General features: G+C 58.2%; 13 protein-coding genes and 1 tRNA gene. 4 read left to right on the top strand and 10 right to left on the bottom strand.

All coding sequences use genetic code 11. The annotated features are described in order from the left end of the window. From NXF97_RS00220 to NXF97_RS00250, 7 genes are all read right to left on the bottom strand, one after another. Nucleotides 1-1,116, bottom strand: coding sequence for an ABC transporter substrate-binding protein (locus NXF97_RS00220; RefSeq protein ID WP_274956008.1), 1,116 nt, complete (start codon nucleotides 1,114-1,116; stop codon nucleotides 1-3). Between the two features lie 52 nt (nucleotides 1,117-1,168). After that, nucleotides 1,169-2,380, bottom strand: a complete 1,212-nt coding sequence (locus NXF97_RS00225) for a nitrogenase component 1 (RefSeq protein ID WP_274956009.1) — start codon at nucleotides 2,378-2,380, stop codon at nucleotides 1,169-1,171. Beyond that, nucleotides 2,377-3,702 carry a nitrogenase component 1 gene (locus NXF97_RS00230; protein ID WP_274956010.1) on the bottom strand — a complete coding sequence of 442 codons (1,326 nt, stop codon included), beginning with the start codon at nucleotides 3,700-3,702 and terminating at the stop codon, nucleotides 2,377-2,379. Before NXF97_RS00230 ends, NXF97_RS00225 begins: the two co-directional genes overlap by 4 nt. Then, a complete protein-coding gene (locus tag NXF97_RS00235) occupies nucleotides 3,702-4,502 on the bottom strand; it encodes an AAA family ATPase (protein WP_274956011.1) in 801 nt (266 codons plus the stop codon). The genes NXF97_RS00230 and NXF97_RS00235 overlap by 1 nt, the downstream gene beginning before the upstream one ends. Then, on the bottom strand, nucleotides 4,502-5,074 hold the full coding sequence (locus NXF97_RS00240; RefSeq protein WP_274956012.1) for a hypothetical protein: 573 nt from the start codon (nucleotides 5,072-5,074) through the stop codon (nucleotides 4,502-4,504). Before NXF97_RS00240 ends, NXF97_RS00235 begins: the two co-directional genes overlap by 1 nt. 124 nt (nucleotides 5,075-5,198) lie before the next feature. After that, nucleotides 5,199-5,474: an HU family DNA-binding protein gene (locus NXF97_RS00245; RefSeq protein ID WP_274956013.1), complete on the bottom strand. Its 276-nt coding sequence runs from the start codon at nucleotides 5,472-5,474 to the stop codon at nucleotides 5,199-5,201. A gap of 758 nt (nucleotides 5,475-6,232) precedes the next feature. Further along, nucleotides 6,233-6,309, bottom strand: a tRNA-Arg gene (locus NXF97_RS00250). A 235-nt stretch (nucleotides 6,310-6,544) separates the two neighbouring features. Between NXF97_RS00250 and NXF97_RS00255 the strand changes: the two genes are divergently transcribed. Genes NXF97_RS00255 through NXF97_RS00265 form a run of 3 tightly spaced genes read left to right on the top strand, consistent with a single transcriptional unit; the run spans nucleotide 6,545 to nucleotide 10,086 of the window. Beyond that, nucleotides 6,545-8,077: an ABC transporter ATP-binding protein gene (locus tag NXF97_RS00255; RefSeq protein ID WP_274956014.1), complete on the top strand. Its 1,533-nt coding sequence runs from the start codon at nucleotides 6,545-6,547 to the stop codon at nucleotides 8,075-8,077. A 3-nt stretch (nucleotides 8,078-8,080) separates the two neighbouring features. Continuing rightward, on the top strand, nucleotides 8,081-9,169 hold the full coding sequence (locus tag NXF97_RS00260) for an ABC transporter permease (RefSeq protein WP_274956015.1): 1,089 nt from the start codon (nucleotides 8,081-8,083) through the stop codon (nucleotides 9,167-9,169). Continuing rightward, complete coding sequence (locus NXF97_RS00265; protein WP_274956016.1) at nucleotides 9,166-10,086, top strand: ABC transporter permease; 921 nt, start codon at nucleotides 9,166-9,168, stop codon at nucleotides 10,084-10,086. The genes NXF97_RS00260 and NXF97_RS00265 overlap by 4 nt, the downstream gene beginning before the upstream one ends. A 70-nt stretch (nucleotides 10,087-10,156) precedes the next feature. On the opposite strand, the gene NXF97_RS00270 is transcribed toward NXF97_RS00265, so the two are convergent. Further along, nucleotides 10,157-11,284, bottom strand: coding sequence for a hypothetical protein (locus NXF97_RS00270; RefSeq protein ID WP_274956017.1), 1,128 nt, complete (start codon nucleotides 11,282-11,284; stop codon nucleotides 10,157-10,159). A gap of 197 nt (nucleotides 11,285-11,481) precedes the next feature. Here NXF97_RS00270 and NXF97_RS00275 point away from each other — a divergent pair, with 197 nt between their 5' ends. Continuing rightward, a complete protein-coding gene (locus NXF97_RS00275) occupies nucleotides 11,482-12,606 on the top strand; it encodes a BMP family ABC transporter substrate-binding protein (protein WP_022373987.1) in 1,125 nt (374 codons plus the stop codon). 80 nt (nucleotides 12,607-12,686) lie between these two features. On the opposite strand, the gene NXF97_RS00280 is transcribed toward NXF97_RS00275, so the two are convergent. Together NXF97_RS00280 and NXF97_RS00285 are read right to left on the bottom strand one after the other, a co-directional pair. Next, entirely contained in the window at nucleotides 12,687-15,038 is a 2,352-nt protein-coding gene (locus NXF97_RS00280; RefSeq protein ID WP_274956018.1) for a molybdopterin-dependent oxidoreductase, read from the bottom strand. 98 nt (nucleotides 15,039-15,136) lie between these two features. After that, a complete protein-coding gene (locus NXF97_RS00285) occupies nucleotides 15,137-15,931 on the bottom strand; it encodes a MetQ/NlpA family ABC transporter substrate-binding protein (protein WP_274956019.1) in 795 nt (264 codons plus the stop codon). Nucleotides 15,932-15,973 lie beyond the last annotated feature (42 nt).

Below are 15,973 nucleotides of genomic sequence, written 5' to 3' on the forward strand. Positions count from 1 at the left end.
TTACCTGCGGCCGGAAGTCTGAGAAAAACCGTCGGCGCGGTTGGCCTTGGGTTCGTACATGGACTTTACCTGCTCGTCCGTGAGGTCAATGCCGTACAGTCCCCGGTAGTAAATCTTTGCTTCTTTGGTGAGGTCGATATCCTCAAAGAGTTTGGGGTAGACGGTCTTCGCCATCCAAAGAAGTGTGAGCGGGGTATCAGCCGAGGGCGTGAAGCTTCTGTAGATCCCCAGGGGGAGCTTATAGACCTGTTTTTCCGTCACGGCTTTGACGCGGCTCCAGTCGTTGTACTTTCCGGCATAGATGTCGGCGGGGAGCACGGGCGTAAAGTTCGTCACAAAAATGACGTCCGGATTCCACTTGTAGACCTGTTCCATCGAAATCTGGGCGTTCTGGTTGTCCGCTTCAACAGAATAAGCCGCATTTTTGGCGCCGATTGCATCGCACCAGTACTGACCGAAAAAGTGCCGGCCGCTTGTGACAAGGCGCTTGGCGTCATACTGAAACACGAAAAGCACACTCTTGCGTTCAGCGTCAGTCAGTTTGGCGGTGCGCTCTGCAACCATTGACGCAATGCGCCGCGAGTGGGCGGCTGCCTTATCGGTCTTTGCGTTTTCCGGGAAGACGGCGTCCAGAAGGCTGATCCACTGATCGTAGGTCGTTAAAACCTTGTAGTCCCACTTGGAAGCCGAAACGGCAACGGCGGCAATTCCGGCGTTTTCAAGCTGCTTGATTGCGGGGCGGTTGCCGGCGTTCACGAACACCACGTCGGGCTTAAGGCGCATCACCGACTCAATATTCATCGTGCCGCCCTTCATAAAGGAGGTGTCGGCTTTAAGTATCGCCGGATAGATCTCGGAGAGAAGCCCGTTTTTGGCGGCCGACATGGAGACGGGGTGAATCCCCACGAGTTTGTCGGCGCCGCCGAGATAGACGGCGGTGACGCTCGCAAAGGGGAGAATGTCCGCAGTCACAATGCGGTTGACGGTATCGGGGACGTTGACGCTTCGGCCGAGATGATCGGTCACAAGACGCGCCTGAACGCTGCAGGCAAAGGCAGCGGCCAAAACGGCGCCAGAAACGACTGCTTTCTTAAAAATCTGTCCGGCAGAAATCATGATGAGCATCAGAAAATAAAAAGAGGATCTTTAAAGTGTAGTCGCCTCGGGCCTACAGTAGCGGCGCCCGGTTGCTTCGGGCGTCAAACCACGCTGAAAACCGGTGCCCGATAAGGTTGGGTACGGCACTGCGCCAGATACGGCCCGACAAACCTTCGTGCGGCAGGTCCGTGACGGACGGGGGCGTTTCGGTGAGCTTTTTCACAAACTGTCCGTAAAAGGGATCGGCAATAAGCGATTTGGCTTTCGGAAGAATCGTCCGGAACGTGTCTTCATCGGCGTTTCGCACGTCCCGGGAACCGAGCACATAGTCGGGGGTCGTAAGCGGTGTTGCCACCGCCACGCGCGTAAGGCCCTTTTCCTTCACAAGCGCCGCGCGAAGGGCGGCGGACGTGACCGCCTCACCGATGACCCAGGTTTGAGGTGCTTCGTTACCGGTCCAGTTACCGCGGCAGTCGCTGGCGAGATTGATGTTTTTCGCGCTGCGTGCGGCTTCGGTGAGTTTTGCGGCAATGGTCTCCGCCATAAAATCCCCGACGGGAGCTCCGATGACAAAGGGGACACCTGCGTGTTCATAAAGCCAGAGGGCAGGGGGAATCCCCGAAGCTGTCACGGCAAGCGTCACGTCGGCTTCGGCCGCGGACGCAATGTGGTTAAGCGCGGCATTTTCGCCCATCGCCCAGTTTGACTGCATGGTAAAACCGGCATCGTTTAAAAAGGATTCAATGGCTTCATGGGCCCCGTTTACCGACCAGTCAAGCGGCGTGACGCCCGTTACATTGACGCGCAGTTTCGGGTGCGGTGTTTTGCGGGCGGCGGGCTTAACAAAGCGCTCCGCGAGTTTCACAAAGGCTTTGCCGGCACCGGAGACGTAGTCAAGTGTGCCGTTTGTGTCGACGCCGAAACTCACGACGCCTGTGCGGGATTCAAGCTCCCGGGCAATGCCGTCGTAGTCGCACCCCATCATCATCGGGATCGGGGTACCGGCAATGGCGATGAATTCGGGATTGACTTCACGTGCCGCAGCCGCGATGTCGTCCATCATGCGCTGCTCGTTACCGAGAACCGCATCGGCTTCGGTGAGTCCCGTGATAAAGACGTCCGCGGGCCGGTCAAACCAGCGCGGTTCATCGTGCGTGGTGTAGGTGGAGTTGCAGCCTGAGGCATCGTGCATGACGATAAGGCCCCCCAACTCATAAAGCGCCGAGCAAACCGCAGAATTATCCGCTGCGTACACCGGCAGCCACACGTTTGTTTGTTTCACAGACAGCCTCCCGCACTGCAGCCGAGCGCCTTAATCTGAATGATGTCGCGGGCGTTTTTGGGGTGTAAAAACGCATCCGTGAGGCTTTGGGCGAGATACGTGATCCCGGAAAAGCCGTCGGCGCCGTCGTTTTCGACCATATTCACAAAGTGATCCGTGTGCTCAAACCACGCGGCCTTTTGCCCGACGGCCAGGGTCTTTGTGTTTTCAGAGGTGCGGGCGCGCACCATGCCGACCGCGGTGGTGGGCATGAGTCTTAAAGCCGGTTTTTCCGTTTTGAGCGCCTCAAAGTCCGCCGTTTCCTGCGGGAAAACCGTGTCACAGTAGACGCGCACCACGTTAAAGCCGTAACGGATGAGAAGCCGCGTGAGCGACAGGGGACGCATCGTTGCGGTGTAGTCAATGGCAACGGGCGTGTCACCGATGATGCTTTGTGCCTTTTTAAGTGCCGCATCGGCTACCTGCCGGGCGTCTTTCCAGTTAAGTTCGGCGCCAAGCGTGGCGGCAAGCCCCGTGAGCATCGCTTCGTTTTCATCGAAGTCCCAGCCGCAGGAAAGGGCAATGGGTTTCATGCCGAGGTTTTCCGCCATCCACTCACGCGCGGCTTTTCCGCTCGGGTTCACCGTGAGCACAAATTCACTGCATGCAAGCGCCTGATACGCCTCCCACGTGGCGGCTGCCGTGATCGTGCGCCAGGGGCGGCGGGCTGTTTGCACCACGCGCCGGATGTCGGAGTGCTCCTTTAAGGGACGGACATCCGCGGCAATCGTCACACCGTTGTCTCTGAGAGTGTCGGGGGCTTTCCGGATCATTGTGTAGATCTGCCGGCGGTTACGCATATCGGGCGTAATGCGCTTTCTCAGAATCGGCGTCATGTAGCCGTCGGCAAAGGCGATGTCCGGAAAGGTCTCGCGGAGCTTTTCAAAGCTGAAGGTGAGGTCGCTTCCCACAAACTCGTGCACGCAGCTTGTGTAGATGATGACGCCTTTGGGGCGCACGGCAAGCTTGCGGATAATGTCCGTGACGCCGTCAATGAGAATACGTTCGGTGTTGCCTTCCAGAAGGTTGCTGTCTTCAATCGTGATCGTTGAAAACCGGTCCATGGCCCGCAGTTCCGCCGCGGACATCGAAACGCCTCTCAGGCAGCACCTTGCACAGACAAAGATGATGTGCGTCTCGGGAATCAGAAGCCCCAGGTGCATGATGGTCCAGGTGCCGCGTGCGGGGGCACTGTATTCAAGCCCCTGACTGTAGGTGAGGGGGAGCGTCGCTTTTCCGACTTCAACCCCGGGCGTCACGCACGGGCGGTTAATCAGGGGCATCAGAGTTCTCCCGCGGAAATACGGATGACCGAAGCGCTTTCAGCCGGTGTTGCGGCTTTGAGTAACTCACGTGAAAGCGTCTTGTAGTGCGCGGCCATCGGTGTGTCGGGAAAGGCTGCGAAAACGGTTGCATGCGCGTCTTCGGCGGCCTGCACGACACCGTCGCGCGGTAGCCGGTAGATAACGGGCGCCTGAATGGTTGCGGCAAGGTCGTCCACCTTGGCGTCTTCGTTTTCGACGTTGCGGCGGTTGAGAATGAGGCCGGAGAGCCTCGCGTAGCCGCGGTTTTTGTAGCTTTGCACGGCCATGGCGATGTTGCCTGCCGCGTAAACGGCCATGTTTTCGCCTGAAGTGACGATAAACACGTTTTCGGCGTAGCCCTTGCGGATCGGCATGGCAAAGCCGCCGCAGACAACGTCACCCAAAACGTCGTAGAGCACCACGTCGGGTTTGATCTCTTCAAAGGCGCGGCACGCGGTGAGCGACTCAAACGCCGCGACAATGCCGCGGCCCGCGCAGCCCGTGCCGGGCGTGGGGCCTCCGGCTTCAGCGCACCAGACGCCGTCGCGGGCGCGGGTGACGATGTCCCCGAGCCGCACGGCCGATGCGTTTTTGTGCCTTAAGACGTCGAGCACACTTTGGATGCGCACGCCCGCTGTGTGGGCAATCGTGCTGTCGGCCTTGGGGTCGCACCCGATCTGAAGCACCGTCATGCCGTCGGCGGCAAGTGCCGCTGCGACGTTACTGACGGTCGTGGACTTTCCGATGCCGCCCTTACCGTAAACCGCCATTCTGTACATTACTGCTGAGCCTCCGTCGGAACTGTTTCGCCTTCAACGAGCTGGGGCGTATTTTCCTGCGTCATCTGCATGAGTTCGATTCTGCGCCGGTTGTATTCACCCCAGGTAATGCTCTGGTCGGCCAAGTCATCCTGGTTTTTTCGGACGAGGGGATCGATTTCTTCGTCGGCACGGGCGGCGGCTCTGACGTAGGAATCGATGCCGCTTTCGGTCATAAGGTGCCGCGTCGTGCTGTTGAGCTCCTCGATTTCTTCAGCCACGCGCCGCATCTGCTCGATTTCTGGGGCCCGGGCTTTGCTTCTGTCATTTAACTGACGGCGTGAGGCCATCGCCGGAAGGCACGGGGTTTTTTCAAAGTAACCGGCGTATTCGGGAGCCGTGCAGATTTCGCGGTAAATTGCCGCCACTTCCTCAAAGCGTTCGCGGATGGCGGTTTCTCCGGGCATTTTGCGGGCCATTTCCGCAAGTTCCGCCTCCGTGGGGAGGTTTCCCGTGAGGGTTTTGCAGCCGGTGAGCACGAGGGCCGCTAGGCCCGCCGCGAAAACGATCCGGGCAGCTGTTGCTGACGTCATGATTGAATGCATTATTGTGTTGGGTACGGACGGGTGCATTCTACGATTTTGCCGGGCACAAAAAAGGGACAGGTCCGCAATCGGTCTGTCCCTTCGCGCTTAAAGCGCGGTGACGCTGACGAAATTAACGTTCGACGGCGGCCTTAAAGGCTGCGCCCGGAACGAACTTCGGCACGTACTTTTCAGCAATCGTGATCGTGGCGCCGGTGGCGGGATTGCGGCCGGTGCGCTGGGGCTTGTGCTGCAGTTTAAACGTACCGAACCCGACGATCGTCACGGGGTCGTCATTCTTGACGCGTTCGGTAATGGTGTCGGTCACCGTTGCCAGAATGCGGCTTGCCTGAGCCTTGCTGATGTTGTGCTCGGCGGCAATCTTTTCGATCAGCTGAACGCGGTTCACTTTTATTTCCTCCTGCCCTTACGGGACTTCTTCTTGTTTGTACAAACATGTGCCGGAAAAGGGAGCGGGGTGGCTCGCTTTTAAAGGCCGGCCGGGCCTTGCGGCTGTTGGTCCGAACCAGCGCACGGCTTCATCCTACCGCGCCCGAAAGCGGTTTGAACAGGGAGGTGACTTAGAGAAAACGCCTAGATAGAAAATGTAAATCCTTGCGCGGCGCGGATCTGAAATTAGAACTGTGCCGATTTATACCTATTAGGAGGTATATCAGCTTGACAAAAACAGTAATTGTTAATGGATTTAAGAAACTGTATCTTTAGGCAATCAAATACGCCAAAACTTTAAATCTATTGGATTTATTCTGTGCTTTGTGATTAAATGGCGGTGTCCCGGCAGAGACGGCAGGGAAACCGTTTCGCCGATGACATCTCCTTTGGTGGTATGTTGAGACCGCTGCAGCCTTATGCGGCGTTTCTTTCGCATCGAAGGATCATCAGAGTGTTGCTGAAACGCCGCAAAAGGCGGCCGGCGAGGTGCGGTCACGGACGCAGGGGCCTTCGGGTTCACGCGTGGGGAAACGGGACGGTACCGGTAAAGACACCGGCAGAAGACAGCATCTGATGACCTAAAGGGACGATGCGAAAGAGATGCCCGGTTCATGAAAACATGAACCTCACGGCTCAGCGGTCTTTTTTTTTTGCGTTTTTTCGGGCAAACAAAAAACCGTGAGGCATTGCTACTTCACGGTTCTAAGGAATTTCTGGTGCGCCGGGTAGGATTCGAACCCGCGACCCCCTGGTTCGTAGCCAGGTACTCTATCCAACTGAGCTACCGGCGCACACTTATGACCGTCATCACTGACGGGACTTCGCATTTTACTGAGATTTTTTAAAAGCGCAAGGAAATGGTGATATTTCGCATGCTGCAGCGTGCTCCGGCGTTCCCGCAAACGGCCCGGAAGGCGTGAAAAAATTGCCCGAAGCGAGTCTGCTCTGTAATAGAGCTTTGCCGCGCTACAATCCCGACAATTCTGTTTTGGCCTCCATAGGCCCCCGACAAAGAGGTTTTCCCCCATGACTGCGCGACTGCGGCTTGTCAGCATCACCAAAACGTATCCCGGAGTCCGCGCCAATGACGGTGTGAGTCTTTCGGTGGACCCCGGAAAAGTCCTAGCGGTTCTGGGCGAAAACGGTGCAGGCAAGTCCACGCTCATGCGCATCATCTACGGCGCCGAGCACCCCGATTCGGGCACGATTGAGTTTGACGGCAAGCCCGTTGATATTGCATCGCCCTCGATGGCGCGGCGCCTGGGGATTGCCATGGTGCATCAGCACTTTGCGCTTTTTGAGACGCTCACGGTTGCGCAGAACGTTCAGCTCGGCTCAGATCTTAAGCAGACGCTGGCAGAGACTGTGCGGGAGGTGAGGGAAACCGGTGAGCGCTACGGTCTCTCGGTTGATCCCGATGCCTTTGTCGCGGACCTCTCGATGGGTGAGAGGCAACGCGTGGAGATTATCCGGGCTCTGATGACCAAGCCCCGGCTTCTCATCATGGATGAGCCCACCTCGGTCTTAACGCCTCAGGCCGTGAAAAAGCTCTTTGAGACCCTCAGAAAACTTGCCTCAGAAGGCGTTTCCATTCTCTTTATTTCCCATAAGCTCGATGAAATCCGGGATCTTGCCGACAGCTGCACGGTTTTAAGGCAGGGTAAGGTCGTCTCAACCGTGAATCCCAAAGAGGAAACCGAAGACGCGCTTGCGCGCCTTATGATCGGCGCGGAACCGCCGAAACTGGCGGCTAAAACGGGGGAGCCCGGGGAAAAGGTTCTTGAAGCAAGCCGCATAACGCTTGCGGGCGGCAAACACGTCTGCGGCCTTACCGACATCAAACTCACCGTGCACCGCGGCGAAATCATCGGCATTGCCGGCATCAGCGGTAACGGCCAGTCCCGCCTTCTGGGCGTCTTGTCCGGGGAACTGAAACCGAGCGCGGGCTCGGTGCGGCTTTTCGGGAAGGACGTCACCGGAGAAGCCCCGGCAGCCCGCCGCCGCATGGGACTCAGGTACGTTCCCGAAGAGCGCCTCGGGCACGGGGCCGTGCCGGAATTAAGCCTTGAAAGTAACGCCCTTTTAACCGGAGACGGCTTTCACCACGGGGGCTTTATACGTACCGAGGCCGTCAAAAGTTTTGCCCGGGAAGTGGTTGAAAAGTTCCGGGTTGCCACGCCGTCGATTAAAAAAGAGGCGGGGGCGCTTTCCGGCGGCAACCTCCAGAAATTCATCGTGGGCCGCGAGATTCTCAATAATCCCGGGGTTCTCATGATCGACCAGCCCACCTGGGGCGTGGACGTAGGGGCCGCGGCCGTCATTCACAACGCACTTTTAAAGCTGCGCGCCGAGGGGGCCGGCCTTTTGGTCGTGAGCGAAGAAATCGATGAACTCTTTGCGGTCTGCGACCGTATCGCCGTGATGTACCGCGGGTATCTGTCGCCGGCGGTCCCCGTTACCTCCATCACCATTGAAGAAATCGGTCTGTGGATGGCCGGTCTCTGGGCGGGGTCGCCGTTCAGGCATCCCGCCGCCGACACCGTTATTCATGAGGCTTAAGTCATGCATTTTCCGATTAAGCTCATTGCCCGTTCTGAACCTTCCCGCTGTCTCCGGTGGGTTTCACCCGTGGCGGCCCTGGTTCTCACCGTTGTTGCCGGAGCCCTTTTATTTGCCGTGCTCGGCAAAAATCCGCTCGCCTCGCTCTACGTCTTTTTAGTGGCACCACTGGAAACCTTAAGAGGGTGGTGTGAAGTGGGCGTAAAGATGACGCCGCTTCTTTTGTGTGCCGTGGGGCTTACGATGTGCTACCGGGCCAACGTCTGGAATATCGGCGCCGAGGGGCAACTTCTGGCGGGCGCCGTGTTGGGCGGTTGGGCGGCACTGCAGTGCCCCGAAGGCGCCGGGTCCTGGTACATCCTCGTGGTACTCATCGCGGGTGCCTTGGGCGGCGCTCTCTGGGGCGCAGTCACTGCGTTACTTAAAGACCGGTTTCATGCCAATGAAATTCTCGTGAGCCTCATGCTCGTTTACGTCGCGCAGTTTTTCCTTGCCTGGTGCGTGCAGGGGCCGCTGCAGGACCCCGAAGGCCTGGGCTTTCCGCAGTCCCCGATTTTTGCGGCGTCCGCTTCATTAGCGACACTGCCGGGGCTGGGGCGCCTTAACTGGAGCTTTATCCTCGCCGTCATTTTTGCCGTTGCCTGTGCGCTCATGATGAACAAGATGTTCATCGGCTTTCAGATTAAGGTTTCCGGTATGGCTCCGATGGCCGCTAAGTACGCTGGCTTTAAACCCCCGCGGCTTTTGTGGACCGTGATGCTCGCTTCGGGGGCCTTGGCGGGCCTGGCCGGAATTTCAGAAGCAGCCGGGCCCGTGGGGCAGTTAACGCTTAACCTCTCGCCCGGTTACGGTTTTGCCGCGATTATCGTTGCCTTTGCCGGGCGTTTGAGCCCCGTGGGCTGCATTCCGGCCGCCTTTATCCTCGCGCTTTTTTACCTCGGGGGTGAACTCGGACAGAGCCGCCTGGGACTCCCTTCATCGATTACAGGGGTGTATCAGGGGCTTTTGCTTTTTTTCCTGCTTCTGTGTGATGTCTGGATTTTCTACAAACCCGTCTGGTGCGGCTTTACCCGCAAAGGATCGCTGAAATGAGTGCTGTTGCCGCATTGATTGCCGCCACCTTAAATGCCGGAACGCCTTTGCTTATTGCCGGCATCGGGATTCTCATTCACGAAAAAAGCGGGGTCTTAAACCTCGGTATTGAAGGCATTATGCTGATGGGGGCCGTGGCCGGGTTCGGCGTTACGTTTGCGACCGGCTCCTTTATGTTGGGGTTCATTGCCGGGGGGCTTGTCGGGGTGCTTCTGGCCGCCGTTTTCGGCTTTTTCACGCTCGGGCTTTACGCCAACCAAAACGCCGCGGGCCTTGCGATGGCGATTTTTGGGGCGGGGCTTGCCGCCTTTGCCGGTCAGCCTCTGCAGGGCGTGTCATTGCCCTCGCGCGCTACAGCCGGAATTCCCTTTCTGGAGGATATTCCCTTCATCGGTGAAGCCTTCTTTTCCTGCCATATCGGCGTCTATCTCGCGCTGATCGCCGCGGGGGCCGCGGCCTGGTTTCTGTATAAGAGCCGCTGGGGCCTGATTCTCAGAGCTGCCGGTGAGTCGCCGAAATCGGCCTATGCCCTCGGGTACTCCGTGCGCACGATCCGGTTTTCAGCGGTTCTTTTCGGGGGACTCATGACCGGGATTGCCGGGGCTTATCTCTCGCTTGTCTATACGCCTTTGTGGGCTGAAGGGATGACGGCCGGGCGCGGCTGGATTGCTCTTGCGCTTGTGACCTTTGCCACCTGGAGGCCTTTGCGGATTGTTCTCGGGGCGTACCTTTTCGGGGGCGTCACGATGCTGCAGCTAAACCTTCAGGCGGCCGGTATCGGCGTGCCCTCGCAGTTTATGGCGATGACCCCCTACCTTGCGACGATTCTTGTGCTGGTTCTTATCAGCCGCAACCCCAAGTGGATTGCGATGAACGTGCCGGCAGGACTCGGGAAAACCTTTACGCCCGGAAAATAAAGCGCCCGAATACGAAAAAGGCTGCCCGTCACAGCGACGAAGGCAGCCTTTTTTGACTTTGACCTGCTTGTTACTGGGCCCGGATTTTCTGCGTCATGGCGGCAAATTCGGCTCTGAGGGTCTTGTCGTAAAAGGCCGAGAACTGCGGGGCGTCAAATTCAAAGATGCTTTTAAGATCCCGCTCGGAGGTTTTCATCACGTCAATGAGTTCGCCTCCCACCTTAATCGTGCGGAAGGTGTTGACGGCAAGCTCAAAATTAATCTGCATCTCGCGGTGAAGGCGTTTGAGTTCGGCTAAACGGTTCATGAGGTGGCCTTCGTAGAGTTCGGCAAGTTCAATTGTCTTGGCGTTGATGTCGCGGTTATTTTTTGCCGCGGAACTCACCTTTCTGGCTTTACTCATGAGCTGGTCGGCAAGCATCATCTGCTCACCGGCACTTTGCTTGATGGTGTTAAGGCGCACCAAATATGTTTTTTCGATGGCGTGCAGTGCCCGCTCGATTGCTTCAAGGTAGACGCGGTAGCTCATCATGAGAAAGCCCGTGTAGCTTTTGGCCTGCTCACAGGTGGCGTCACCTCCGGCCAGAAGGCGCCCAAGTTCCTTTTCAATCGTGCGGATGTTTTCCGCAGCGGCCATCACGCGCGCAACGTCGCCGCCTTCGGCCGAATAAATGAGGCCGTCAAGCTGCTCGGCGGTGATGGGAACGCCTGCGTCGGAAAAGGCCTTCAAGGTTTCGGTTTTTACCCGGGCAATGGCGGCTTCGTCGTCAGAGACGGCCTTCTTTTCCCGGACAATGCGGTTTTCAAGGGTTTTGCGGGTCACGCGTAAGGGCAGAAGCGACGAGGCCGGAGCCGACATAAGCCCCAGTTTCCACGTGTTGATGCGCTCCTTTCGGGCGGTGAGTTTGTTTTCCATCTGCGTGATGCGCTCAACGGCGTCGCTTGCCGGCCCCTTTAAAAAGTCCTTGAGGCAGGCGTTCACAATGCGCGTCATTTCCGGGTCACGCAGCGTGATGATTTCAAGGAAGGTCTTGTCGGCCTTTAAAACGTCGCCCTCGTGGCTGTCAACGTACGCCACGCCTTCGGAAAGTTTTGGTGAGACTTTCTTCCAGAAGGTTTCAAAAGTTTTGGCCGCAAGCGTGTGTGACGCGGCAAGCATCACGGCTTCGGCAAGAACAGTGACAAAGGGCAGACGCATTTTTCGTTGTTGTATTCAGTAAACCCGGGCAGATGTGAAAGGATAACGCAAAAGCGGGCGGCTGACCGCGTTTTTCGCGCCCGGGAGCGCAAAAGTGCCGCCGGCTCTTTTACAATCGCGGTAAGTCTTACAAAGGTCGGAACGGGCCCCCCGTATCCGCACACCAAACGGCATTTTCACCAAGAGGATTTTTACTTATGAAACGACGTCATACTCTGGCGCTTGCTGCAGCGGCGGTCTGCGTGATGATCACCGGCTGCGGTGATGACGGAAAGAAAGAGCAGGCGGCTGCGGCTCCTGCCGCGCAGGAAAAGTCTGCGCTCAAAGTGGCGTGGCTCTACCCGAGCCCGAGAGCCGATGAAGGGTGGTCCAAGCAGCACGATGAGGCCCGTGAGCTCGTTCAGAAGCAGTTCGGTGACAAAATCCAGACGACCTTTGTGGAAAATGTGGTGGGAACCGCGGACGCCGAACGCGTAATCCGTGACCTTGCAGCCCAGGGCAACAAGCTCATTTTTGCCACGAGCTTTGAATTCATGAATCCGGGTCTTAAGGTCGCCAAGGAATACCCGGACGTGAAGTTTGAGCACTGCACGGGGTATAAGACCGCTCCCAACTTCAACTACTACAACGCCCGCTTTTATCAGGCCCGTTACCTCGCAGGGAAACTTGCGGGCAGCATGACCAAAAACGGGCGCCTGGGCTACGTTGCCGCGGTGCCGATTCCTGAAGTGCTGCAGGGCATCAACGCCTATACGCTCGGCGCTCAGTCCGTGAACCCCAACATCGAAGTGCGTGTCGTGTGGACCAACGCCTGGTATGACCCGGGTAAGGAAGCCGATGCCGCCAAGACCCTGATCGGTCAGGGCTGCGACATCATTTCGCACCACACGAACTCTCAGGCCGTTGCGGCTGCAGGCGAAGACGCCAAGGTCCCTGTGATCAGCTACCACGCCGAAATGCACAAGGCGGCTCCGACGATGCTGATCGGCGCGGTGACGCATCACTGGGATGAGTACTACGCCAAGCGCATCCAGGCCGTGTTGGACGGCACCTGGAAGACGGCTCCCATGTGGGGCGGCGCGGAACTGCACATGGTGCGTTTGTCCGGCATTACACCGAAGGCCCCCAAGGCCGTGGTTGACGACATCAACGCCACCTACGCCAAGATGGAAAAACAGGCCTTTAACGTCTTTACCGGTCCCATCGTGGACAACACCGGTAAGACGGTGATTCCGGCGGGCTCTGCCGCCGACGACAAGCACCTTCTCACGATGAATTACTTTGTGAAGGGGGTGCTCGGTAAGGTTCCGAGCAATCAGTAACTTTTGACGAGAGGCGTCCGCGTGCTGCGGACGCCCTTGCTTTGGCGGGCATCGGCGTTATTTACCGGTGCCCGTGCGTTTCAAGGGCGTGAAACAGCCGGTTGCCCGAACGCGGACGGAGCTCTCTGGCGTCCTTGCGCTTTTTTCACAAAAACCGCGGCCCCTGAGGCGATATTGCCTTGAGCGAGCCTTGAGGTGCCGGTGTCGGGGGTGAGGACATTCGCGCACCCCGTGCGGTCGGTGCGGCCTTCACTGGTATCGGCTGGATCAAACCAGGCGCCGTGACGGATGCAGACGCTGCCGCGGGCAACGTTTTCGGTGATGCGGGCCCGGGCCAAAAGCCGGCCGCGGTCGTTATAAACAAGGACGGCGTCCCCGTTGGCGATGCCGCGGGTAAGGGCATCCGCCGGATGAATTTCACAGGCTTCGCGCCCGTCACCTTCGGTTATGACGCCGCCCAACTGACTGTGCAGGCGCGCTTCAGACTTCACCGCCATCAGCGTGAGCGCAGCGGGATCAGCCTTGAGCGCTTCATCGGCCGTTCCTAAAAACGCGGGGTAACCCGGGCAGTCGTTGTAGTGCATGGCGGCAATCTGCGGGGAGGCAAGTTCAATGCGGCCCGACGGGGTAGCCAGGGGAAACGCGTCCGGATTGGCAAAAAACGCGGCAAGACCGTCCGTTTCCGTGGCCTTTTTGTCCGGCGCATAACGGATAAGGCCCGTTTTCCAGAAGGTTTCAAAGTCCGGAAGCCCCGTTGCCCGTCCCAGGGGGCTCGTTCTGGCTTCTTCGTAAATTGTGCGGATCCAGTCCGTTTCGCTGCGTCCCAGCGTGAAGGCGTCGCCCACGCCCAACCTTTCGGAGAGATCTGAAAAGATCCGGTAATCGCTGCGGGCTTCACCCACCGGGTGAACGGCCTGCTGCATGGTGCAGAGCCCGGCGTTGTTGTAGACACCGATATCGGTGATGTCGTTACGCTCAAAGACGGTGGCGGCCGGAAACACAATGTCGGCGTGACGCGCGGTGGCGGTCCACACAAAGTCCGTGACAATCACCGTTTCGGGCTTTTGCCAGGCACGCTCAAGGTGCAGTGTCTGCGGCTGGTGCGCAAAGGGATTGCCGCCCGACCAAAGAACCAGGCGGATATCGGGGTAGGTGACTTTTCTGCCGTTGAAGTCAATCGTCTCTCCGGGATTTAAAAAGGCATCGGCAAAACGGGCAATCGGAATGACGGGAAGCGGTGTGCCGGTGTCTTTCACAGCGCGCGCCGGTGCAACGCGCCCTGTGATCCCCCTTAACCGGGGGCCAAAACCAACGCTCGCACCGCCGCTGCAGTAGTGGTAATTCGTGCCGATGCCGCCCCCGGCAAGGTTCATCTGCCCGAGCACGGCGGCAAGCGCAAAGCCCGCCCAAGAGGCCTCTTCCCCGTAAAGCGCGCGCTGCATACCCCAGCCCATCATGAGCATGGTGCGGTTTTGGGCGAGGTATTGCGCGAGTTCACGGATGACGCGGGCTTGCACGCCCGTGATTTTTTCGGCCCATTCGGCAGTCTTGGCCGTGCCGTCCGTGCGGCCCTCAACATAGGCTTTCAGTGTCTCCCAGCCTGCGGTGTACTTTGTGAGAAAACCGGTGTCCGCGCGCCCCGTTGTGATGAGCTCGCGGATAAGCGCGAGCATTAACGCCGTATCCGTTCCCTGGCGCGGTGCGATCCAGTCGCTGCCCAGAAACTCACCGGTTTTGGTTTTGAGGGGGTTAATGACGATTGTGCGGATGCCGCTTTCTTTGAGGCGCCGGATGTGGTGCGCGGCCTCGTGCAGCGTCGTTGTCCAGTCGATGTCGCAGGTAATGAGGGGGTCAGCTCCCCAGAAGACAACGCATTTGGCGTTGGCAAGCACCGAATCCCAGCTTTTGACTTTGGGATCGGGCATTCCGACAACATAGGGAAGGATCGTGGAAATGGTGGCCGTCGAGTAACTGTTGACGCACTCCGTAAAGCCTCCCATGAGGCGGCAGAGGCGGTTCACAAGAGTCACCGCACTGTTGACTTTTCCCGGGCTCATCCAGCCGTAGCTTTTCGCAAAAACGGCTGATGGCCCGAAATTGTCGTAGACCCCGGTCATCGCTTCGGCCGCAAGCGTCATCGCCGTATCCCAGTCCACTTCCACGAAGCGGTCACTGCCGCGGCTTTCACCATTGCCGCCCCGGCACTTAAGCCACCCCTCCCGCACCGCCGGTTTGCGGATGCGGTTTGCACTGTAGGAAAGTGCCGCGAGTTTGGCGAGGTTCGGACTCGGTGCATAGTCCCCGGCATAGGGGATTAATCCCGTCAGGCGCCCGTCCGCGACCTGCGGGTGCACGAGCCCCCAGTGAGAGGCCGTGATGCGCTCGCTTCCGGAAGCATTGCGGGGAAAAGCAAAAAGCGTGTCGTCAGACATAAAGCAAAGACTTAAAAACGGTGGCCGCAGAATACATGAGCGGCAAAGACCGGTTGTCTCTGCCGCTCAGGATGTTTGCCGTTAACTTTTGCCGCGGATCAGAATCCCGGCACAACGGAGCCTTCGAACTTCTTGAGAATCCATTCTTTTACGCGGGGATCGTGGTAGGCCTTAATGAAGGTCTTCACCCACGGGGCATTGAGATTTTTCTCGTGCACAACGATGTTGCAGACGTAGGGGCCGTTGGGACCTTCAACCAAGAGTCCGTCGCGGCCGGGTTTAAGCCCCGCAACGGCGGCGTAGTTGCCGTTTACTGCAGCAATGGTGAGGTCGTCCAAAGAGTGGGGAAGCTGTGCGGCTTCCAATTCTACGACCTTGAGCTTTTTCGGATTTTCAACAATGTCCAGACGCGAAGCGAGGAGACCCGCGCCTTCTCGGAGCTTAATGAGGCCGCCCTGCTCAAGAAGGATGAGGCCGCGTGCGCCCATCGCGGGGTCGTTGGGGATACCCACCGTTGCGCCTTCGGGCAGATCCTTCAGGTTCTTGATCTTCTTGGAGTACACGGCCATCAGCAGCGTAAAGGCCGGAGCGGCAATGGCGAGGTGGTAACCGCGGGTCTTGTTCTCGTTATCAAGGAAAGGCTTTGTGCAGTAGATGTTTGCGTCGATGTCTCCGGCATCAAGCGCGGCATTGGGCTGGATGTAGTCCTGGAATTCGTAGATCTTGATCGTAAGGCCCAGTTCTTTGGCAATGGGCAGTACGTTCTCAAGAATTTCGGCGCTCGGACCGGCCGTCACGCCGATTTTGAGTGTGGTGCCGGCAGCCTGTACGGCGGGCACTGCAAGCAGAGCCGCGGCGGAGGCGGCACTAAGAAGAAACTGACGACGCTGCATTGTTTTCACTCCCTGTTTTTCGGGCTTGTGTCGGCCCGTGTT

This window comes from Duodenibacillus massiliensis (assembly GCF_928721995.1).
Taxonomy (GTDB): Bacteria; Pseudomonadota; Gammaproteobacteria; order Burkholderiales; family Burkholderiaceae_F; genus Duodenibacillus; species Duodenibacillus massiliensis.

Bases quoted from the DNA above. Each gene is read 5' to 3' on its own strand.
- NXF97_RS00220 (WP_274956008.1), bottom strand. From the start codon at position 1,116: ATGATTTCTGCCGGACAGATTTTTAAGAAAGCAGTCGTTTCTGGCGCC.
- NXF97_RS00230 (WP_274956010.1), bottom strand. From the start codon at position 3,702: ATGCCCCTGATTAACCGCCCGTGCGTGACGCCCGGGGTTGAAGTCGGA.
- NXF97_RS00235 (WP_274956011.1), bottom strand. From the start codon at position 4,502: ATGTACAGAATGGCGGTTTACGGTAAGGGCGGCATCGGAAAGTCCACG.
- NXF97_RS00240 (WP_274956012.1), bottom strand. From the start codon at position 5,074: ATGACGTCAGCAACAGCTGCCCGGATCGTTTTCGCGGCGGGCCTAGCG.
- NXF97_RS00255 (WP_274956014.1), top strand. From the start codon at position 6,545: ATGACTGCGCGACTGCGGCTTGTCAGCATCACCAAAACGTATCCCGGA.
- NXF97_RS00260 (WP_274956015.1), top strand. From the start codon at position 8,081: ATGCATTTTCCGATTAAGCTCATTGCCCGTTCTGAACCTTCCCGCTGT.
- NXF97_RS00265 (WP_274956016.1), top strand. From the start codon at position 9,166: ATGAGTGCTGTTGCCGCATTGATTGCCGCCACCTTAAATGCCGGAACG.
- NXF97_RS00270 (WP_274956017.1), bottom strand. From the start codon at position 11,284: ATGCGTCTGCCCTTTGTCACTGTTCTTGCCGAAGCCGTGATGCTTGCC.
- NXF97_RS00275 (WP_022373987.1), top strand. From the start codon at position 11,482: ATGAAACGACGTCATACTCTGGCGCTTGCTGCAGCGGCGGTCTGCGTG.
- NXF97_RS00280 (WP_274956018.1), bottom strand. From the start codon at position 15,038: ATGTCTGACGACACGCTTTTTGCTTTTCCCCGCAATGCTTCCGGAAGC.
- NXF97_RS00285 (WP_274956019.1), bottom strand. From the start codon at position 15,931: ATGCAGCGTCGTCAGTTTCTTCTTAGTGCCGCCTCCGCCGCGGCTCTG.